Genomic DNA, 19,812 nt, shown 5'->3' with positions numbered 1-19,812 from the left:
ATCAGAACAACTTCCGGGCTTGGGGATTACTAGCATCGGCATCCGGGGCTGGCAAAGTTAAGCCCATAGATATCCCCGGCCTGAATCGCCCTGAGGAGAGAGACCATGACCTTATCCCGCCTTCCACTGATCCTGGCCGCCTCGGTCGGGCTTGGCGCACTGATGTCGGGCTGTGTGGCTATCACCGAAAATCACTACAGCCGCGACGATAAGGCCGTAGCCCGCATTGGCGATTTCGGCGAGGCCACCCTGATCAACGCCTCGGGCCAGACCATCGGACGCGCCGTATTGACCCAGGGCACCACGGGCCTGCTCATTCGCGTCGAGGTCGACGGCCTCACACCCGGCTGGCACGGCATCCACATCCATGCGACCGGCGAATGCCAGGCCCCCTTCACCTCGGCGGGCGGCCACATCAATCATTCAGACCACACAAGGCCCCACGGCCTGCTGAACCCCGGCGGCCCCGACGACGGCGATCTGCCCAATATCTACGCCGACCAGCAGGGTCGCGTACGCGCCGAACTCTTCACCACCCGGGCCAGGATCGCGCCCGAAGGCCCAGGCCAGTGGCTGTGGGACGAGGATGGTTCGGCCCTCGTCATTCACGCCATGCCGGATGATCACAGGTCACAGCCGATCGGCGGCGCGGGTGATCGCGTGGCCTGCGGCATCATGGCGGCGGGTTAAAGCGTCTGTTCGAACGCCTCGACCAGCCGCTCCAGTCTGACGAGACCGATCGTCCAGAAGGCGGGGTCCTTCGGGTTCAGCCCGAAGGGCCGCAATGCCTCATCGTAGGGTCGCGTGCCACCGGCTGCCAGGAGGTCGCGGTACAATGGCGTGAACGCCGCCGGATCCTTGCGCCGCGTCTCCATCAAGGCCGCGACCAGCAGGTCCCCGAAAGCATAGGCATAGACATAGAAGGGCGAGTGCACGAAGTGGCTGACATAGGCCCACCAGTGCTCATAGCCGTCGTTCAGGGTGACGGCGGGGCCCAGGGACGCGCCCATCTCTTCCAGCCAGATTTCCCCGATCCGCGCCGCCCCGACCTCGCCGGTCTGCCGCTCGTCGTGGAAACGGGTCTCGAAGCGGTGGAAGGCGATCTGGCGCACGACCGTGTTGAGCCCGTCCTCGATCCGGCCCGCCAGCAGACCCTGACGTTCGGCCTCGGGCGCCGTGTCCAGCAGCCGGTCGAAGGTCAGCCCTTCGGCAAAGATGGAGGCCGTCTCCGCCAGCGTCAGCGGGGTATCGGCCAGCAGGCTGCCGGCCTGTGCCGCCAGTGTCTGGTGCACGCCGTGCCCCAGCTCATGCGCCAGCGTCAGCACGTCGCGCCGCTCGCCCATCCAGTTCAGGAAGACATAGGGGTGGCGATCCGCCGTCACGGGGTGGGCATAGGCGCCCGACTGTTTGCCCGCTCGGGGCCTGGCATCAATCCAGTTGCGGTCAAAGAAGGTCGCGGCCCGCTCGGCAAACTCGGGCCCCAGGTCCGAAAAGCTGTCCAGCACGATGGACCGCCCTTCGTTCCAGTCGAAGCCGCGCGGCGGTTTGGTGGTCAGCGGGGCATTCCGGTCCCAGTGATTGAGCGTCTTGACCCCTAGCGCCCGCGCCTTGGCCGCATAGTAGCGGTGCGACAGGCGGGAATAGGCGGCGGTCACGGCCTCGACCATGGCGTCGACCGCCTCGCCGTCCACCTCATTGGCCAGATGGCGGCTGTCGGCGGGGCGTTTGAAGCCGCGCTTCCTGTCCTCCAGCGCCTTTTCGGCAGCCACCGTATTCAGCACCAGGCCCAGCGTGCGCGTCTCGGCCTTCAGCGCTTCGGTCAGGCCCTCGGCCACGGCCTTGCGCCGCGCCGCCTTGGGATCGGACAAGCCATTCAGTGCCTCGCTGAGCGTCAGGGTATCGCGCCCGGCCTTGACCCGAAGGTCCGCCAGCGTCTCGTCGAACAGGCGCGGCCACTGGGCCGAGACCGGCATCTGCTCGGCGATGAAGGTCTCCAGCTCCTCTGACAGCTCATGCGGTTTCATGGCCCGCACCCGGCGCAGCCAGGGCCGCCAGCGCGCGGCCGGAGTATACGCCGCAAGCGCCGCCTCGACCTCGGCCTCCTCCAGCTGGTTGATCTCCAGCGTCAGCCAGACGGTCGGGGTCGAAATCTCGGCCAGTGACTGGCGCACATCGGCTTCGAACGCCTGGGCCGCCGCATCATCGCGCCGGGTCGAGGCATCGAGAAACGCATAGGCCCCGACCGCCCCCAGCCTGTCCGCGGCCTGTTCATACAGCGTGATCGCCCGGTCCAGCCGTTCGCCCAGCACCGCCGCTTCATTCCGGGCCGCGATCAGCGTCCCGGCCAGCGCATTCATCCTGGCCACGGCCGCCCGCGCCGCCTCCATATCCCGCTTCAGGCCCGGATCATCCTTGGCGGCATAAAGGTCGGACAGGTCCCAGAGGGGCAGGTCGGCGGGCGGTGTCTTGAAAGGAGCGTTCATGCCCTTGGGTATGGGGGCGCGAACCCGTGGAGGCAACCGGCAGGCGGGCTCGAAGTCTGGCCTCGCCCCGCAAACTGTGCCCAGATGCCGGTTCGGGGGGGCCCCTTGATGATCGAAGCTGACACCACCACACGCGCTGCCATGGCGTCCGGGCATCGCGGGCTGATCTTGCCACGCCTGTTGATCGGCCTGCTGCAGGGCCTGGCGCTCTACGGCCTCTACTGGAGCGTGGACCACACCCCCCGCCTGTGGCCCGCCACCATACCCGAACTGTTCGGCCCCCTCGTGCTGGTCGCCGCCTACCTGCCCGTCGTGCTGCTGGGCGGTCTGGGCCGGCTCAGGCTGAAGACACTGCTTATCTGGACCGGGGTGGCGGCCGCGACACTGGCCCTGCTCGGCTGGCATGACATGGCGCGTCAGGTGCTGATCGACCAGCGCGAACCCTTCCTGTCGCCGCCGCTGTTCCCCTTCCTCGCGGCCGCCCTGTTCATTGCCCATCACCTGATCGTTCCCGCCGATCAGGAAGGCCGCCGCATCGCCGCCTACCCCCGCTATTTCGACGTGGCGTGGAAGGCGGGCGTGCAACTGGCCCTGTCGGTCGGCTTTACCGGCGCCCTGTGGCTGTTGCTGTTTCTTGGCGCCGGCCTGTTCGGCCTGATCGGCATCCGGGCGTTCGGCGAGCTGCTGGCCGAGCCCTGGTTCAACCTGCCGGTCACCAGCCTGACCTTCGCACTGGCCGTGCATCTGACCGATGTCCGCGACGGGCTGATCCGGGGGGTGCGGTCGGTCGTGCTGATGCTGCTGTCGTGGCTGCTGCCGGTCATCGCCGTGCTGACCGCGGCCTTCCTGGCGGCCCTGCCCTTCACCGGCCTGTCCGGCCTTTGGGACCAGGGCTCGGCCACCGCCCTGATGCTGTCCGCCGCCGCCGTGCTGATCGTCCTGATCAATGCCGCCTATCAAGATGGCACAGACGACACCCGCCCGCCGCTGGTGCTGCGCTGGGCCGTGATTGTCGGCGGCCTGCTGTTAATCCCGCTGGTCGCCGTGGCCAGTACAGGTCTGGCGCTCCGCATCGGCCAGCACGGTCTGACGCCGGACCGGATCGTGGCCGCCGCCTGTATCCTCGCCGGTCTGGCCTATGCGCTCGGCTATGCCTGGGCCGCGATCACCAGCCTGCGCGGGCGCGACTGGATGCAGCCGCTGGAGCGCACCAACGTCGGCACCGGCGCCCTGATTGTCGCCCTGATCGTGCTGCTGTTCAGCCCGGTGCTCGACCCCGCCCGCCTGTCGGTCATGGACCAGATGGCCCGCCTCGAGCGCGGCGCGGTCACGCCCGAGCAGTTCGACTATCGTTTCCTGCGCTTCGAGAGCGGCAAGGTCGGGAGGGCGGCGCTGGAACGGCTGACGAAATCCGATGACCCCGAGATTGCCAAGCTGGCTCAGGACGCACAGCTTCGTCGCATCAGGTGGGAATCGACGAACGCCGTAGAAGAGCGGCTACACCCCGACCGCCCGTCCAGAACGGTCAAGCCCGTCATCGAGGCATGGCCGAAAGGCACGGCTCTTCCCGAGACCTTTCTGAACCCATCAGAACTGATTGATGACAGTCGGACAGGGTGCAGGTCGACATCCGACTGCGTGGCGACCCTGTTTGATGTGGACGGGGATGGAAGAGATGAGATCCTGATGGGAACGACTTTCTTCGTGTACATTTTCGTCTCCGAGCCTGATGGCGTGTGGAACGGTGTCGGCTCCTACGAAGCACCCTCTTGCAAGGAAGGAACGGCTCTCATCCGGGAGGGCGGCATCGAAGCTCGCCGAAACAGGTGGCCCGGACTAACTATTGGCGGCATCCAACTCGATTTCGATGGCTGGTACCGTCAATGCCCGGCCAGTGATGACGAAGTGCAGCCCGAGGTCGCGGAAATTGAGGAGCACGGCAGGCTCAATCCGAGGGGTCACGGTTGGGTCTATTGAATTGACCCGTTAACCCCGCGCACACCACGCCGGACAACGCGATCTTCACCGCATCCGGGGTACACCCGTCCCGAAACGAGCCAGTCCGGGGGTCTGCCCGCGAGACCGGCCGCCGGTGATGATAAGGGGTGCTCTATGGCCAAGACCGTTCTGGTCGTCGATGACGATCCGACCCAGCGCCGCCTGGTCCAGGCGGTTCTGGAGCGCGAAGGCTTTGCCGTCGCCCAGGCCGAAAACGGCGGCGAGGCGATCGACTCCCTGACCAAGGGTGGCGGGGCCGATGTGGTGCTGCTGGACATGGTCATGCCGGGCATGACGGGCCTCGAGTGCCTGACCGAACTGCGCGCCGCGGGTGTGACCACCCCGGTGATCGTGCTGACCGCCAACGCCGGCATCGAAAGCGTGGTCAAGGCCATGCAGGCAGGGGCCCAGGACTTTTTCGTCAAGCCGGTCTCGGCCGAGCGCCTGCTGGTCGGGGTCAGGAACGCCCTGCAGCTGACCCAGCTGACCGCCGAGGTTGGCCGGCTGAAGAAGCACACCTCGGGTCGCACCACCTTTGACGATCTGGTCGGCGACAGCCCCGCCATGCGCATGGTCAAGGCGCTGGGCATCCGCGCAGCCTCCTCGACCATTCCGGTTCTGATTACCGGCGAGAGCGGCGTCGGCAAGGAAGTCATTGCCCGCGCCCTGCACGGCGCTTCGGACCGGGCCGGACGGCCGTTCGTGGCCGTCAACTGCGGCGCCCTGCCCGCCAATCTGGTGGAGTCGATCCTGTTCGGCCACGAGAAGGGCAGCTTCACCGGCGCCCACGACAAACACCTCGGCAAGTTCAAGGAAGCCGACGGCGGCACCCTGTTCCTTGACGAGATCGGCGAACTGCCGCTGGACATGCAGGTCAAGCTGCTGCGCGCCCTCCAGGAAGGCGAGATCGACCCGGTCGGATCCAAACGCCCCGTCCGGGTGGACGTCCGCATCGTCTCGGCCACCAACCGCGACCTGGCCAAACAAGTCGAGGGCGGGGCGTTCCGCGAGGACCTGTTCTATCGCCTGAACGTCTTTCCGATCGAGGCCCCCGCCCTGCGCGACCGCCGCGAGGATGTCCCGGCTCTGGTCGATCACTTCATCGGCCGCTTCAATGTCGAGGAAGGCAAACGCGTCGTCGGCTGTGCGCCCGAGACCGCAGACCTGCTGAAAGCCTTCGACTGGCCCGGCAATGTCCGTCAGCTCGAGAACGCCGTCTATCGTGCCATCGTGCTGGCCGACGGGCCGTTCCTGAGGCCGCATGACTTTCCGGCCATCTCAGGCGTAGCCATGCCGACGCCCGAACTGGATGCCGCGCCCGGGGCCACTCCGGCGGCCTTGGCCCACGACCTGCCCTCTGCTCCCGACACGCCGATCCGCATCCTCGACGGCAAGGGCCACCTGCGCACGCTTGAGGAGATCGAACGCGACCTGATCCAGCACGCCATCGAGGTCTATGCTGGCCATATGTCCGAGATCGCCCGCCGGCTCGGCATCGGTCGCTCCACCCTCTATCGCAAGGTCCGCGAACAGGGGCTGGACATCGACATGGAACAGTCTGCCTGACGCCGCATTGCGGTTTCTTAAGTGGCGCAGCGACGCGATACGGGCCAAGAGGCATATGACCCTGTTCAGCGACGGCTCATGAACGACAATTCCAACTCCTTCGAAGCGCGCCCTTTCTCCCAGGTGTTGACGGACGTCGGCGCGGTCGACGATCCCATCCTGCCCATGGAAGAATTGGTCGAAACCTTCGGAGAGCGGGGGTTCGGTGCTCTGTTGCTGACGCTGGGACTGCTCAGCGCGGTCATCGGGGTGATCCCGGGCATGACCACCGTGCTGGGCGTGCCCATTATGATCATCGGGGTGCAGCTTCTGTTCCGCAGGGACGAGCTGTGGCTGCCCGGCTGGATCATGAAGCGCGACATTCCCCGCCCGGCCTTTGCCGAAGCCGCAGAGAAGGTGAAGAGCCGCCTGCAGAGGGTCGAGCGATTCAGCCGCCCTCGCCTCAGCTTCATGAGCTCGGACCTGTCCGAGGCCCTGATCGGCCTGATGTGCGTGATCTGGGCGGCGGTGCTGATGCTGCCGCTGATCGGCTTCAACCTTTTTCCGTCACTCATCGTCGCCGCATTCGGCTTTGGTCTGATGCAGAAGGACGGCGTGATGATGCTAATCGGCTGGGTGATCTCGGCCGGCATGGCCACCTTTACCTGGCTGGTCTGGGAAACCGTCAGCCGCGTCCTGCTGGGCCTGTGGGAGATGGCGGCCCGGCTCTTCTGAATGAAAAGGCCGGAGGGTGAACCCTCCGGCCTCAGGTGCATCGAACCTATCGGAACAGCGACAGGACCAGCTGCGGAGTCTGGTTGGCAATGGACAGGGCCTGGACCCCCAGTTGCTGCTTCGTCTGCAGCGCCTGAAGCTTGGCGCTTTCCTTCGCCAGATCGGCATCGACCAGATTCCCGACCCCTGATTCCAGCGAGTCCGTCAGCTTGCCGACGAACGTCAGATGGGTGGTCAGGGCCTTCGACTTGGTGCCCAGACGCGCGAGCGCGCCCGAGACGGCATCGATGGAGTTGTTGACGGCCGTCAGCGAGGCGGCCGCCTTCGTCAGGGTTTCGATCGACTGCGTCGTGGCCACACTGACATTGGTGCTTCCCAGCGCCATCACCTCCGCTCCCACGGTGAGGGTGGCGTTGCCTTGCGCATTGGCCAGGGCGTTGAAACCGGTGGCGCCGGTCTTCAGCAGGTTGATCCCGTTGAATTCGGCGTTGGCGGTCACGGTCGCGATCTGGTCGCGCAGGGCCTGGAAGTCCTCGTTCAGTGCGGCCCGGGCCGCCGTTTTCAGCGACGCATCGGTCGCCGCCAGTGCCTTCTCCTTCAACTGCAGCAAGAGGTCAGAGACCGTCTCGCCCGCCGCGATGGCCACATCGACTGCGGCTACGCCACGGTCCAGTGACTGTTTGACCGCCCCCAGGGCACCGATCTCGGCACGTTGCCCCTGGGCAATAGCCCAGATGGCACCGTTGTCCTTCACGCTGGACACCTTCTTGCCGGTGTTGATCCGGCTTTGGGTGACCGCAAGTTCAGCGTTGGTGGCGTTCAGGTTCTGGAGCGCAATCAGGGCGCCCACGTTTGTATTGACCGAATTGCTCATCGGCGGGTCCTTCCATTCTGGTCGGGTGGGTTAACGGTCTTCTGACCGTCGAACCAGTTCTGGTTCACCCCCGCACAGGCAAGAAAAATGCCGCCGAGGCCGGGGCCCTTGCGGCATGATTTCAAACGGTTTTTTCCAAGAGGGAGGCGCCTCGACCGGCAAGAGCTTCCGGGTCGGCAATAAGGATCAGGCAGCTTCCGACGCAGGCGGGGCCAGGCCCTGCATGATCATGCGGTTGATATCGATCAGCGGCTCGAAATCCTCCTCGCCGCGCATGATCTGAGAGCTGTGACGGCTGACGAACAGGCTGATCGAGATGATCTGGGCACGCAGGGCCTCGCCCATGGCGTTGCCGGGATCCGAACAGTCAGTCGCCAGGGCAGACCAAACACGACGGTTCCAGTCCAGGGCGTCAATGCGGGTGGCGACATCCGACGGATCCGCCTGCGCCGCCTGCATCAGGGCCCGCGTTACCTGGCCGAACAGCCGGTATTCCATCTCACGCGGGGTTTCAGTCCGCGTCGCGGCCTTGCTGTACGCCTGAAGCGACATGACCCAACCTTTGCTCTTCGTATTCGATCAGTTTCCGCGCCGTCATCAGCGCCTTGTAATATTCGCGCGCCAGGACATGCCGCGACGCCGCGACGCAATCCGCCATCGCTTCGGGATTGCGCGTCGCGCTCATGAACTCGCTGACCCGCAAGGTGAATTCATCATGGAACTTGGGGGCCGCCGCCTCGTCCAGATACATCATCATGACGGGGAAATAGATGCGGCGGGCCGGCGTGTTGACTTCGTCCGGCTGCATGATGTCCTTCTCGCGCAGCACGCTGGCCTTGTTCTGCAGAACCAGAACACTGCGGCGATCCCCGTTCTGGACCACGGCGCCGTTCAGCACGAAACGTTCACCCGGCTTCAAGGACAGTTTCAGCGGCATCGGGCGGGCCTCCCCTTCAGTCCCGCCCCTGCGAACTAGCGCGGCGGTCTCCAAAAGCCTCTAAACAGTCGTGGTTAACCGTGTGTTGTGAAGCCCCGGTCAGACTGGCGGCGAAACCCCGCCACGAAAAGTCCGCTCCGCATGACCCTCCCCGCTCTTGATGCCGACACCCCGATTGCCCACGGCCCCTTCGCCGTCGCCCAGGGAGTGGCGGGCGACGCCGCCTCCACCGACGCCCTTAACCGCCTGTCGCGAAAGCTGTCGGGACGAGCGGGCTCGGCGCGCACCCAGCGCCGCATGGTCGAGTTGCTGAAATCCGCCGTCGCGGCCGTGCGTATGCAGGACTACACACGCGGGGCGGAACGCTGCCTCGAGGTTCTGAAGATCGACGAGAAGAGCGGCCTCGCCTGGCATGTTCTGGCCATCTGTCAGGAGAAGTCGGGCCATCTGGCCCAGGCCCTGTCGGCCTATGAAGCGGCCCTCGCCCTGATGCCGGACGAGAACAATATCGCCCATGACCTCAGCCGCCTGGCCCAGCGCCTGGGACAACCCGAGATCGCCGAAAAGCTGCTGCGCAAATTTCTGGCTGTGGAACCCGGCCATGTCGACGCCACCAACAACCTGGCCTGCGTACTGCGCGACATGAATCGTTATGCCGAAGCCGTGGATGTACTGCGTGACATGATCCAGGTGGAACCGGGCAGCGCCTTGCTCTGGAACACCCTCGGCACTGTTCAGAGCGACCAGGGCGACATGGCGACCGCCCTGACCTTCTTTGAGGAAGCCCTGCGCCTCGACCCCGAATTCTCCAAGGCCCGCTACAATCGCGCCAATGTCCGCCAGCCGCTGGGCGACCTGGAGGGAGCGCTGGCCGACATCGACGCCGCCTTCCCCGGGGCCGAGCCGGGCTATGAGACCGCCATGATGACCATGGCTCGCGCCCTTCTGCGCCTGGGAGCCGGTGACCTTCCGGGCGGATGGGCCGATTATGAGATCCGCCTCAGCCCCGACATGCCCGAGGCCATGCACGCCGTGGTCGACATGCCGCGATGGGATCCCGAGACCCAGCCCGCCCGGGGCCGACGTCTGCTGGTGGTGGGCGAACAGGGCATCGCAGACGAAATGGTGTTCGGCACCGCCCTCGGCGATCTGATCGAGGCCGTCGGGCCCGAGGGGCAGGTCATCATCGCCGTCGAACCCCGGCTGATCGACCTCTTCCAGCGCAGCTTCCCGCAGGCGATTGTCGGCGGGCACCGCGCCGTCAGGATGGAAGGCCGTCTTTATCGCTACATCCCCTTCATGGAGGGCGACGATGCGCCGTCCGCCGACGCGTGGGTGCCGATGGCCAGTCTGATGCCGGTTTTCCGTCCGACAGTGGCCGCCTTCCCAGACCGGACGGGCTATCTGGTCGCCGACCCTGCGCGCGTCGCCCACTGGAAGGCCGAGGTCGAAGCCCTGGGCCCGGGCCTCAAAGTCGGCCTTCACTGGAAGAGTCTGGTCCTGAACGGCGTGCGCGCCCGCTACTTCTCCAGCTTCGAGCGGTGGAAGCCCGTGCTGACCACCCCGGGCTGCGTCATGGTCAATCTGCAGTGCGGGGACGTCAGTGCCGACCTGGCCGCCGCCGAGGCCGCCGGCGTCAGCCTGTGGACGCCGCCGATCAATCTCAAGGATGACCTTGAGGATCTGGCCGCCCTGTCCCTGGCCATGGACGTTGTCATCGGGCCCGGCATCGCCGGCACCAACATCGCCGCCGCTGTCGGGGCCGAGACGTGGCTGATCTACGCGCCGGATGACTGGCACCTGCTGGGAACCGACCGGTACCCCTTCTATCCCCACGCGCGCACCTTCAGCCGGACCTTCGATGGCTGGGATCAGGCCATCCGGGACGTCGCCGCGGCCTTGGCAGAAAGAGCCTCCGGCTGACGGAACGGGGCTGGCATACGTCGCGTTCTCTCCCCGACAGGAGACAGCGATGACACCCCCCGAAAACACCCCTGACGAACAGGACCAGTCCGAAACCTTCGACGAGACCCACATCGACGACGAGGGCGACGGTGACATCCTGCCCGACGAAGCCGACGATGTGCTGGACGTCACCCAGAGAGAGGGCGATGCGGGTGAGGATGACGAGGACGAGAATGACCTCGTCGACCTTGCGGCGCTTGATGACGATGACCTGGAAGGGCCGGTCGAGGCCGGGTCGGACGAGGTCGAACTGGTCTATGACGGCCTGATGCGAAACCGGCGTGGTGCCCAGTCCAGTGCCGCGCACTGGGAGGCCCGCAGGCTCGACGACGACGATATCGAAGTCCTCGGCTACGGCCCCGACGAGGACGCCCCCTCATCAGACAGGACACCCGCATGACCAACAGCAACCGGCCCACCAAAGATGACCACGATGCCGACGCCCCCTATGCCCGCAAGGTCGAACGGGAATCCGGCAAACCGGATCAGCTGAAAGACCGACTGTCGGAGTCGGAGAGTCGTCAGGACGCCCTTCAGGATGAGGCCCTGGAGGAAAGCTTCCCCGCCAGCGATCCGCCGACACCCAAGCGGATCACCTGATCCCTGTTCACCTGAGCGCCCATCGGCTACCACCCTTCCGGGATCACACCGGAAGGGACCGCCGTTCATGAGCCGATTTGCGGGCACGCAGCGCTACATCGCCACCGAGGACCTCAAGGTGGCTGTCAATGCCGCCGTGGCACTGGAACGCCCGCTGCTGGTCAAGGGCGAGCCCGGCACGGGCAAGACAGTCCTTGCCTATGAACTGGCCAAGGCCCTGGATGCCCCCCTGATCACCTGGCACATTAAATCCACGACCAAGGCTCACAACGGCCTCTATGAGTACGATGCCGTCAGCCGGCTGCGCGACAGCCAGCTCGGCGACGCGCGCGTGCATGACGTGCGCAACTATCTGAAACCCGGAAAGCTGTGGGAGGCCTTCACGGCCGCGAAACGTCCCGTCCTGCTGATCGACGAGATCGACAAGGCCGATATCGAGTTCCCCAACGACCTGCTCCAGGAACTCGATCGCATGGAATTCTTCGTGCAGGAAACCGGCGAAACCATCCGGGCCGACACCCGGCCGGTCGTCATCATCACTTCGAATAATGAAAAGGAACTGCCCGACGCCTTCCTGCGGCGGTGCTTCTTCCACTACATCCGCTTCCCAGATGCCGAGACACTGAAGTCGATCGTCGACGTGCACTTCCCGGACATCAAACCACGTCTGGTGTCCGAGGCCCTTCGTACCTTCTACGAAATCCGCGACACGCCCGGTCTCAAGAAGAAGCCATCCACCTCCGAACTGCTCGACTGGCTCAAATTGCTGCTGGTCGATGACATCGATCCGGCCACCCTGCGTGAAACCAGTGGCTCAAAGCTCATTCCGCCCCTGCACGGGGCCTTGCTCAAGAATGAGCAGGACGTCCATCTGTTCGAGCGCCTGGCCTTCCTCAGTCGCCGGGAAGGGGCCCGACCGGGCGGCTGAGTCGGCTTACCGCGATTTCACTGGATTTCTGCCCCCCGCGAAGCAGGATGGGGATCGAAGAGGACGTGTTGATGAAACGTACGCCCACCCTGATCATCGGTAGTCTCCTGCTGGCCTCCACCGGCCTTGCCGCCTGCGGGGATGACTCGATCCGCATCACCACCACCCGCGAAGGCGGCGCGAACAAGGGTGTGCTCAAGGTCGTCCAGACCCTTCAGTGCCCCCAGACCCAGGGCAGCCTGACACGCAAGGGTACGGCCCAGCACGGCGGCACGGTCTGCGTGTACGCCGGTCCGCGGGGCTCCGAGGTCACCCTGCATCTCCAGCCGCTGGACGGCGCCTCCCCGGATGCGGTGCTGAAGGCTTTCGAGGACCGCCTGTCTGCGGACATGCCCCAAACCATCGCGGCCATCGAGGCTTCGTCCAGGACCGAGCCGCGCGCAGGAACGCCCGGGCCGGACAGCGCCACGGTCGAGGCACCCGGGATGCGCGTCCAGGCCGAAGGTGACAAAGCCCAGGTCAATGTCCCTGGCCTGTCGATTAATGCCGATGGCGACCGCGCCCGCATCCGCATCGGCGGCGTGACCATCGACGCCAATGACAGCACCTCCAGCGTCAAGATCGAGGGAAGCTCCGGGGACGACAGCGTCAACATACAGGCCGCGGCTGACGGTGCCATGATCCGCACCCGCGCGGCGGGGGATGCCACGCGCGCCACCTGGCTGATCACCGATGGGCAGACGCAGGGGTTGGGCTGGCGGCTTGTCGGATATGAAGCCCGCGGCCCCGCGGGCGGACCGCTGGTGATCGCTGTGGTCCGCGCCAAGGAAACCCGCCGGGACCCTCTGCTGGAGGACGCCCGCGACCTCCTGACGCTGAACGTCGGGGAATAGGTCGAATCCATCCGGCCCCTTGATCCGAGGCTCAGGATCGGTCACCTGACCGCCTGATCAAAGGAACCGACTTGGCTGACCGCTCATCCTCCTCCCGCGCGCCCCGCGCCTGGCAACGCATGTTGTCCGGGCGGCGGCTTGACCTGCTCGACCCCTCGCCCTTCGACATCGAGATCGAGGACATCGCCCATGGGCTGGCCCGGGTGGCCCGATGGAACGGCCAGACAGTGGGCGACCATGCCTTTTCCGTCGCCCAGCACAGCGTGATCGTTCAGGAGATCGTCGCCCATATCGAGCCCGACATCGAGCCCGGGTGGTTGCTCTCCGCCCTGCTGCACGATGCTTCGGAATATGTGATCGGCGACATGATCTCGCCGTTCAAATCGGCGCTCGGCGTAAACTACAAGGACTTCGAAAGCCGTCTGGAGACGGCCATTCACCTCCGGTTCGGTCTTCCCGCCAAAACCCCGCGCGCCATCAAGACCCTGATCAAGACGGCCGACAAGGCCTGCGCCTATTTCGAAGCGACCCAGCTGGCCGGCTTCAGCAAGAGCGAGGCGCTCGGATTCTTTGGACGTCCCCCCGTCGGCTATGACCTCGAGATCCGGCCCGAGCCCGCCTCTGTCGCCCAGGCGCGCTATATGGACCGCTACCATGCCCTGATCGCCGCCCGGGATGCCGCAGCCGCGCCCAGGCCCGCGCCTTGGACGCCAAAGGTGCCTCGTCGCGCCGGCGGGCGCCGAAGCTGACCATGGCCGAGCCCGCTCCACCCACCGGCATCCGCATCGGCCTTTCGGCCGTGGTGATGGGCCTTCGACTGGGGGAAGCGGTCGTTCTGACCACGCGGGCGGAAGACGGCTCCGCCGCCCTGCCCTTCGGCCCCTTCGATCCGGCACGGGACCGCACCTTCGAGCTGGCCCTCCGGGCCTTCGTCACCGCCCAGACCGGCTTTCGTCCGGGCTATGTGGAACAGCTGTACACCTTTGGCGACCTCGGACGCGCCTCGCCCCGCGCCACGCCGGGGCCCGAGCGCCTGCGCGAGGTCTCGGTCGGCTATCTGGCGCTGACCGCCGATGCGGCGGACACCGGCCCCATCGTCCGCCTGGGCAGCGAGGCCCGCTGGCGGCCCGTGCTCGACTTCTTTCCCTGGGAAGATCACCGTCAGGGACGCCCCCCTTCGCTGGGTCCGCTGGACGGTGCCCTCGACACCTGGGCCGAGGCCGACCCGCGACGCCGCGCCCGCGTCGATTCCCTGTTCGCCACCCCGGCGGACCAGCGCTGGAGCGACAGCCGTGTTCTCGAGCGTTACGAACTGCTCTATGAGGCCGGTCTGGTGCAGGAGGCCGCTCGTGACGCGGACCGCGACCGGTCGACCCTGCCCTCCGGTGCCCCCATGGCCTCGGACCACCGGCGAATCCTTGCCACGGGTCTCGGTCGGCTGCGGAGCAAGCTGCGCTACCGCCCTGTCCTGTTCGACCTGGTACCGCCCGTCTTCACCCTGTCCGATCTGCAGCGCGCGGCCGAAGCCATCACCGGCATATCCCTGCACAAGCAGAATTTCCGCAGGGGCGTCGAACGCACCGGTCTGGTCAGCCCCACGGGCCGGTTCAGCACCGGCACCGGCGGTCGCCCGGCCGAGCTGTTCACCCGCAGCGCCGTCGATCCGCTCGACGGCCAGACCCTGGGCCTGCCCCTGCCCGCGCTGCGCTGAAATCGCGGTCGTGGCCTCTTGCGGCGCGGCCCCTGTCCGACTAGAGAAGCCGTCCGTTCGACCAGAACACGACGGCCCCGCGGAGAGGTGGCAGAGTGGTTGAATGTACCGCACTCGAAATGCGGCGTGCCTTCACGGGTACCGGGGGTTCGAATCCCCCCCTCTCCGCCATCGCCTGAATTATTGAATATCAACGATTATTTAGCGTCGCAGTGGTCGTGAGCAGGGACAGAAGTCCTGATGGCAGGCGGGCCCCGGCGGAAAGTCGCCCCTCACCGTCTCGTCCTGTTAAGCCCAGACCGGGGTGAGATCGGCCGCAGTCGAAATGCGCGGCTCACGCGTACCCGTGGGAATGACGTCATGGAACATGTGCGACGGGATCAGCGTCAGCCAGCCTGCGCGGGGCTTCAGCCAGACCCGATCCCAGCACGGTTCAAATCCGGGAAGAATCTGGTCGCATCGCCGAGCTCAAGCGCACCGGCCCGGGTACTGCCGTCCCGCGAGCAGGCGGGGGGACCCCGGTTGCCTTGCGAGCGCTGCAACCGCCAACTCAAGCCGAGCGGCGTAGGCGATGCGGCCCTTCGGGCTTTCCTGCCACTCGATCATCACGTCCCCCTTCACCCGCGCCATCAGGGATAGCGGGGGTGTGGCGACACGAAACAGGCGACGACACCGTACGCGCCGAAACTGCCGCGCCCGCCGGTGATGACCACCGGTCCGCACTGGAGCCAGGCATGCGCGAGCAGTTGGCCCTGCCGCCCGGGCACAAACGTCGAGGCCCCGAAATAGGCCGCATAGGGCACCCTCAGCAGACGGCAGAGGGCCACGCCGGCGATCGCCTGGGGCAGGCAGTCCGACCTGAGCGGCATATAGCGGGCAGCAAAGCTGATCGCGCGCGCGATCAGCACGGCCCTGTCGAGCTCCTTTGCCGAGCCGATCGGCGCAAGGGCCGCCGCGCCCATATTGCGTCCGAGCAGCGGGGCGATCCGTCGGAACGGCGCAACCGCCACCAGCGTCGCGGCGGCTCCGATCAGAAGCCATGCGACGGGGATCAGGGCGATCAGGGGCAGGGGCAAACGCGAGGCCGCCCGCAGCTTTCCCAGCAGCATCACCGCTCGTGTCACGGCCATACCCCCTTCACCCTTTCGCCCGTTGTGATCGCAGCGGGCGTCGGCCTCGCCGGCCAGCGCACCTCGAGGCCCAGACGGTGGACATGATTTGAAAGCGACAGATCCGCCCCGTCGATACGGCGAATCTCCGTTGGCGGGGCGGGCATGGCCAGCGTTCCGAGCAGTTGATAGTCCCGGTCGAGAAAGAAGACCTCTCCCGTTGACCTGTCACGGACATCCCGTTCGGCAAAGACCGAACCGCCGACGACGATCTCCTCCCGGCCCACCGACAGGCCACGGGTCATCAGCTCCGTCACCTTCACCCGCAAGCCGTCGGAGCCGATCAGCTCTCCGGCGAACGACCCACAGGAAAGCAGCGTACCGTCTTCCAGCACCGCCAGGCCGTGACACCCGGATCCCGCGAGCGGGCGCCGCTCGATCAGGCGCCAGTCGGCGTCGAGGATCGCTACCTCGCTGCACAGTCCCGTGTGCCCCGCGCCGTTGTGAAGAAGCGCAAGACGGTAGTCTCCGCTGGCGATGAGGGAGTTCAGATGGACGTAGCCGTTCTCCCAATCGCGCGCCGCCGCCAACGGTATCGGCTGATATTCATGCACGGTTCCGTCCGGCTCGATCGCGACGACAATCTGCCGATAGGTGTCCGCAACGAACAGGGTGTCGCCGATCAGATCGATCTGGTGGCACCCGTTGTCGAGGCCGTCCACGAAGACGTCGGCTGCCACGATCTCGTCGCCGGCGCGATGCAGCCGCACGATGCGGCCAAGGCGGCTCAGCGCGCTCGGTCGATCGCAGGCTTCAAAGGCGAAGAGGGTATTCCCGGCCACCGTGAGGCCGAAGAACTGCCCGTGGGCGATCAGGCGATGGCCATCACGGGCCACGGCGAACAGCCCGCGGCGGGTCGAGACCAGATGCTCGCATCCGCTGAGGTCCCGGCTGGCGAGACGGACCCGGCGTTCCCCGTACGCCCGGCGCGCCAGTGCCTCGCCCAGGACCCGACGGCTGGCCAAGGGACGCGTTTGCCCGGTCATGCCTCGCCATACTTGCTGGGCAACAGTGACGCCGGCGGCTCAGGTTCGCGCGTGCTGGCGAGTGCTGTGCGCGAGAATATCCGGGCGATCAGTTGCGGCGATGCCAGCCGCATCCCGGACGGATCGAAACGCGGCCCCTTGGCGGGCGCAAACCCATGGGTCAGGACCGGCCTGAACGGCAATCCCTCCAGCGCATCTTCAACCCGGTAAAGGGCATGCTCGACGATGAGAAGGCCTCCGGGCGTCAGCTGGGAGGCGAGAAACCGCGCCCACGCCGCGAACCGATCAAAAGGGTAGAAGCGACTGATGTCACGCATGTCCCGTGTCTCTACTTCATGCGGCCGCCGGGTGAACACCGCCATGCAGAAGATTGCATCGAAGGGTCCATGGGCCTGAATGACCTCATCCCTCGAGCTGATGAACAACGTCGGGCCCTCTACCTCCCGTTCACGACAGGCCCGCAGCAGACTGGCATTGATCTCGGCACCGACAATCACCGCGTCCGGGAAGTAGTGACGCAAGCTCTGGACCTCTTCGCCTGATGAGCATCCGAACGAGAGAATCCGGAGAGGCGCGCGGTCGGCCAGCAGCGTTTGCGCCGCAGTGAAGAGGGCCGGGTATCGGTCGGGCCAGGTGAAGCTGTTGTCCTGGTGTATGCGGGAGGGGAACAATGTGCGTGTCACCAGTTCCGACCATGCACGGGGCTCCCGGAACAGGCGGAGCACATCTCCAAGCCGCGCCAGCCCTGCTTCCGCCAGTCTGCTCCGGCGCGTCGCCACCCTCCCCGCCCTGACACTGCCCCGTGGACTCATCAGGACACGTCTCCGAAATCCCGGGCCGAGGTCAACTCAATTGTCTCTGTGACGGGGACCACAGGAGCAGGTCGCCCGGTTCACGTCGTGCAGCCGACATTTGATCATTGCAAGACGGGCATGACTTCGAGGACAGTCGGAGTTCCCGCCGAATTCCCCCATACGGGTTGCCCCTCGCCCATGGATGCTGCGCCTTGAATACACCCAGCCTTGGTCCGATGGGCGCGACGATTCCGGACGTGGCCCACGCCCGCGCGGCTTTCGCACGCTCTCGTGCCCTGGTCCTGCCCGACGTGCTGGAGCCCGGACTGCTGCGCTCTGTCATGGCCGCGTGCGACCGTGCTTCCTTCGCCTCCGATCACGTCGAACACCTTGGCCACCGCGAGGTGGAAAGGCCGCCAGTGGCGGGAACGGCCCTGCTGCTGGCCCTGCGACGCCCTCAACTGTTCCGCTGGCTTGAGGCGATAAGCGGTTGCGCACCCATCACAGGCGTCGAGGGCAGAATCGTCCGCACCCGGGCGCGGGCTGGCGACGAACTGGCGTGGCACGACGACCTGAACGGACCGGTGCCGCGTCGGCTGGGAATCACAATCGGACTGGGCGAAGCACCCTACACGGGCGGATTGTTCGAGATGCGGAGCCAACCTGATGGACAGACCTTGATCGAGTTCAAGCATGACAGCCCGGGCACTGCTCTGGTCTTCGAGGTGTCGACACGCTGTGAGCATCGCGTCCATCCACTCCTGTCCGGGGGCCCTGGCGGCTACGGTGCCGTAAAAGGCGCTCGGCATCTCATGCCCCTGCGGACACCACCAATCGACACGGTCCCCTCCGAAGGTGTCGAACATGGCGTCACCGAACCGGAAGCGCGCGCCATCGGCGAACACCAGGCCATTGTTGACGACCCGTCCGCCAGCCCTGTCGCCAAGACTCTCGACGCGCCTCACCTGCACATCGGGTGGCCCGGATCCCTCATCCGCTCGAAACTGGACAAGCGGATGGTCGGAAGACCACCGGAGGCCGAACGCCTGGGCGACGAACAACTCCCGCGATGGATCGGAAGGGTCGATGCGGCGAGCCCGCAGAGCCTGGTCAGCCAACATGGGGCTTGGCGACATCAAGCGTGAGCAGCATTCCCCGATGTCGCAGGGTCACATCGACGCGTTCCCCTGCCACAGTTTCAATGGGCGAAGGCAGGCGTCTGAAGGACACGCCCCAGCTGGACTCCGGGTCGGGCGGAAGCGGCGCGTTCTCATACGATTCATCGGGCCCGAACTGAATCGATATCCATTGCATCACGGCATCGATGCGCCCGCCCGTCGAGGTCAGGGAGACGGTTTCAGAGGCCGGCCCGAAGGGAGGCGAGCGGTCGTAATCCATGCAGAGCGCGGAGACAGGGTCCGAGCACATCTCCACCTTGTGTAGCTGCCCTCGCCTGATCCACCGCTCCGGCTCCTGAAGCAATTCGAACGCCGACAGGTCGAAGCCTTCCACATCCTTCAGATTGCGACAGTCACGCTCGCGATTGTCGCGCACCAGGGCGACGCGCACGCAGGCGCGCCCGGGGACGGAGGGTGCACCCGGCTTCAACAGCCTCGCTCTCGCATCGCTCAGCGAGCGGGTGACGCCTTCGTCGAACAACTGGGCCCCGAAGATCTCGTGGATCACCAGATCGGCCGGCCTCTCGAGATCATCCGGAATAGTCAGATTTGTCGAATATTTGGCCACGACGCGGATGCGGTCGGAAAGGCCGTTACGGCGGATGATTTCCGTTGCTGCAGCAGCGATCACGGGCTTGGTCTCGCAGGTCACAACCCGGGCACCCGCGCGTGCGGCAATCATGGCCAGCAGGCCCGCTCCGCAGCCGATCTCGAGGACCGTCATGCCCGGCTTGACGACCGCCTCAATAGCACGGGCGTAGGCGCGATTGCGCTTGCCGTCGAGCAACATGGACCTGTGGAACGACTGAACCCCCTGCGCCAGCGCGCTCCGGACGCACATGTCCACCGCCAGACTGTCAGGTGCCGCCGCCACCGCCGCCTCGCCAAGCGCCAGCGCATCCGGGAAAAGGCCACGCTCGCGAAGCAGGCTGCAGAGCATCGCCATCTCTTCAGGGCGGCCCTGCACGGCCGCATATCGGGCGAGGATATCTGCGTTTGTTTCGCTCATGGTCATC

20 protein-coding genes and 1 tRNA gene are annotated in these 19,812 nt (G+C 66.0%); 13 read left to right on the top strand and 8 right to left on the bottom strand.

Features of this window, described 5'->3' with window-relative positions:
* Nucleotides 1-105: 105 nt before the first annotated feature.
* Nucleotides 106-690 (top strand): superoxide dismutase family protein, encoded by a 585-nt coding sequence (locus tag IBJ06_RS02655; RefSeq protein WP_292156965.1) that lies wholly within the window; start codon nucleotides 106-108, stop codon nucleotides 688-690.
* Here the strand turns inward: IBJ06_RS02655 and IBJ06_RS02650 are convergent.
* Complete coding sequence (locus IBJ06_RS02650; protein WP_292156964.1) at nucleotides 687-2,483, bottom strand: M3 family oligoendopeptidase; 1,797 nt, start codon at nucleotides 2,481-2,483, stop codon at nucleotides 687-689. The genes IBJ06_RS02655 and IBJ06_RS02650 overlap by 4 nt on opposite strands.
* A gap of 108 nt (nucleotides 2,484-2,591) precedes the next feature.
* Here IBJ06_RS02650 and IBJ06_RS02645 point away from each other — a divergent pair, with 108 nt between their 5' ends.
* From IBJ06_RS02645 to IBJ06_RS02635, 3 genes are all read left to right on the top strand, one after another.
* Nucleotides 2,592-4,460: a DUF4153 domain-containing protein gene (locus tag IBJ06_RS02645; RefSeq protein ID WP_292156963.1), complete on the top strand. Its 1,869-nt coding sequence runs from the start codon at nucleotides 2,592-2,594 to the stop codon at nucleotides 4,458-4,460.
* 135 nt (nucleotides 4,461-4,595) lie between these two features.
* Complete coding sequence (locus tag IBJ06_RS02640; RefSeq protein ID WP_292156962.1) at nucleotides 4,596-6,047, top strand: sigma-54 dependent transcriptional regulator; 1,452 nt, start codon at nucleotides 4,596-4,598, stop codon at nucleotides 6,045-6,047.
* 78 nt (nucleotides 6,048-6,125) lie between these two features.
* Nucleotides 6,126-6,761, top strand: coding sequence for an exopolysaccharide biosynthesis protein (locus tag IBJ06_RS02635; protein WP_292156961.1), 636 nt, complete (start codon nucleotides 6,126-6,128; stop codon nucleotides 6,759-6,761).
* Between the two features lie 46 nt (nucleotides 6,762-6,807).
* Here IBJ06_RS02635 and IBJ06_RS02630 read toward each other — a convergent pair whose 3' ends face one another.
* The 3 genes from IBJ06_RS02630 to flbT all read right to left on the bottom strand — a co-directional run bounded on the left by IBJ06_RS02630 (nucleotide 6,808) and on the right by flbT (nucleotide 8,572).
* Complete coding sequence (locus tag IBJ06_RS02630) at nucleotides 6,808-7,635, bottom strand: flagellin (RefSeq protein WP_292156960.1); 828 nt, start codon at nucleotides 7,633-7,635, stop codon at nucleotides 6,808-6,810.
* Nucleotides 7,636-7,821: 186 nt separating this feature from the next.
* Complete coding sequence (flaF, locus tag IBJ06_RS02625; protein WP_292156959.1) at nucleotides 7,822-8,187, bottom strand: flagellar biosynthesis regulator FlaF; 366 nt, start codon at nucleotides 8,185-8,187, stop codon at nucleotides 7,822-7,824.
* On the bottom strand, nucleotides 8,147-8,572 hold the full coding sequence (flbT, locus tag IBJ06_RS02620) for a flagellar biosynthesis repressor FlbT (RefSeq protein ID WP_292156958.1): 426 nt from the start codon (nucleotides 8,570-8,572) through the stop codon (nucleotides 8,147-8,149). Before flbT ends, flaF begins: the two co-directional genes overlap by 41 nt.
* 141 nt (nucleotides 8,573-8,713) lie before the next feature.
* Here flbT and IBJ06_RS02615 point away from each other — a divergent pair, with 141 nt between their 5' ends.
* The 8 genes from IBJ06_RS02615 (at nucleotide 8,714) to IBJ06_RS02580 (ending at nucleotide 14,840) form a co-directional block, all read left to right on the top strand.
* Nucleotides 8,714-10,495 (top strand): tetratricopeptide repeat protein, encoded by a 1,782-nt coding sequence (locus IBJ06_RS02615; RefSeq protein ID WP_292156957.1) that lies wholly within the window; start codon nucleotides 8,714-8,716, stop codon nucleotides 10,493-10,495.
* A gap of 49 nt (nucleotides 10,496-10,544) precedes the next feature.
* Nucleotides 10,545-10,937 (top strand): hypothetical protein, encoded by a 393-nt coding sequence (locus IBJ06_RS02610; RefSeq protein ID WP_292156956.1) that lies wholly within the window; start codon nucleotides 10,545-10,547, stop codon nucleotides 10,935-10,937.
* A complete protein-coding gene (locus IBJ06_RS02605) occupies nucleotides 10,934-11,137 on the top strand; it encodes a hypothetical protein (protein WP_292156955.1) in 204 nt (67 codons plus the stop codon). The genes IBJ06_RS02610 and IBJ06_RS02605 overlap by 4 nt, the downstream gene beginning before the upstream one ends.
* Before the next feature lie 67 nt (nucleotides 11,138-11,204).
* A complete protein-coding gene (locus IBJ06_RS02600) occupies nucleotides 11,205-12,065 on the top strand; it encodes a MoxR family ATPase (RefSeq protein ID WP_292156954.1) in 861 nt (286 codons plus the stop codon).
* Between the two features lie 71 nt (nucleotides 12,066-12,136).
* The gene (locus tag IBJ06_RS02595; protein WP_292156953.1) at nucleotides 12,137-12,958 is read left to right on the top strand and encodes a methyltransferase type 11; all 822 of its coding nucleotides are present in this window, start codon (nucleotides 12,137-12,139) and stop codon (nucleotides 12,956-12,958) included.
* A gap of 119 nt (nucleotides 12,959-13,077) precedes the next feature.
* A complete protein-coding gene (locus IBJ06_RS02590) occupies nucleotides 13,078-13,707 on the top strand; it encodes an HD family hydrolase (protein ID WP_292157279.1) in 630 nt (209 codons plus the stop codon).
* A 2-nt stretch (nucleotides 13,708-13,709) separates the two neighbouring features.
* The gene (locus tag IBJ06_RS02585; RefSeq protein WP_292156952.1) at nucleotides 13,710-14,669 is read left to right on the top strand and encodes an NAD regulator; all 960 of its coding nucleotides are present in this window, start codon (nucleotides 13,710-13,712) and stop codon (nucleotides 14,667-14,669) included.
* A gap of 81 nt (nucleotides 14,670-14,750) precedes the next feature.
* Nucleotides 14,751-14,840, top strand: a tRNA-Ser gene (locus IBJ06_RS02580).
* A gap of 458 nt (nucleotides 14,841-15,298) precedes the next feature.
* Here the strand turns inward: IBJ06_RS02580 and IBJ06_RS02575 are convergent.
* The 3 genes from IBJ06_RS02575 to IBJ06_RS02565 are packed head-to-tail and all read right to left on the bottom strand — an operon-like array spanning nucleotide 15,299 to nucleotide 17,549.
* Nucleotides 15,299-15,799: a lasso peptide biosynthesis B2 protein gene (locus tag IBJ06_RS02575; protein WP_292156951.1), complete on the bottom strand. Its 501-nt coding sequence runs from the start codon at nucleotides 15,797-15,799 to the stop codon at nucleotides 15,299-15,301.
* Nucleotides 15,790-16,824, bottom strand: coding sequence for a hypothetical protein (locus IBJ06_RS02570; protein WP_292156950.1), 1,035 nt, complete (start codon nucleotides 16,822-16,824; stop codon nucleotides 15,790-15,792). Before IBJ06_RS02570 ends, IBJ06_RS02575 begins: the two co-directional genes overlap by 10 nt.
* Nucleotides 16,821-17,549, bottom strand: coding sequence for a class I SAM-dependent methyltransferase (locus IBJ06_RS02565; RefSeq protein WP_292156949.1), 729 nt, complete (start codon nucleotides 17,547-17,549; stop codon nucleotides 16,821-16,823). The genes IBJ06_RS02570 and IBJ06_RS02565 overlap by 4 nt, the downstream gene beginning before the upstream one ends.
* 281 nt (nucleotides 17,550-17,830) lie before the next feature.
* Here IBJ06_RS02565 and IBJ06_RS02560 point away from each other — a divergent pair, with 281 nt between their 5' ends.
* Complete coding sequence (locus tag IBJ06_RS02560; protein ID WP_292156948.1) at nucleotides 17,831-18,763, top strand: 2OG-Fe(II) oxygenase; 933 nt, start codon at nucleotides 17,831-17,833, stop codon at nucleotides 18,761-18,763.
* Here the strand turns inward: IBJ06_RS02560 and IBJ06_RS02555 are convergent.
* Complete coding sequence (locus tag IBJ06_RS02555; protein WP_292156947.1) at nucleotides 18,729-19,811, bottom strand: 50S ribosomal protein L11 methyltransferase; 1,083 nt, start codon at nucleotides 19,809-19,811, stop codon at nucleotides 18,729-18,731. The two genes, IBJ06_RS02560 and IBJ06_RS02555, sit on opposite strands and share 35 nt — an antisense overlap.
* Between the last annotated feature and the right edge of the window lies 1 nt (nucleotide 19,812).

Source organism: Brevundimonas sp. (assembly GCF_016742135.1).
Taxonomy (GTDB): domain Bacteria; phylum Pseudomonadota; class Alphaproteobacteria; order Caulobacterales; family Caulobacteraceae; genus Brevundimonas.
This window is presented reverse-complemented; position numbering and strand designations above follow the sequence as displayed.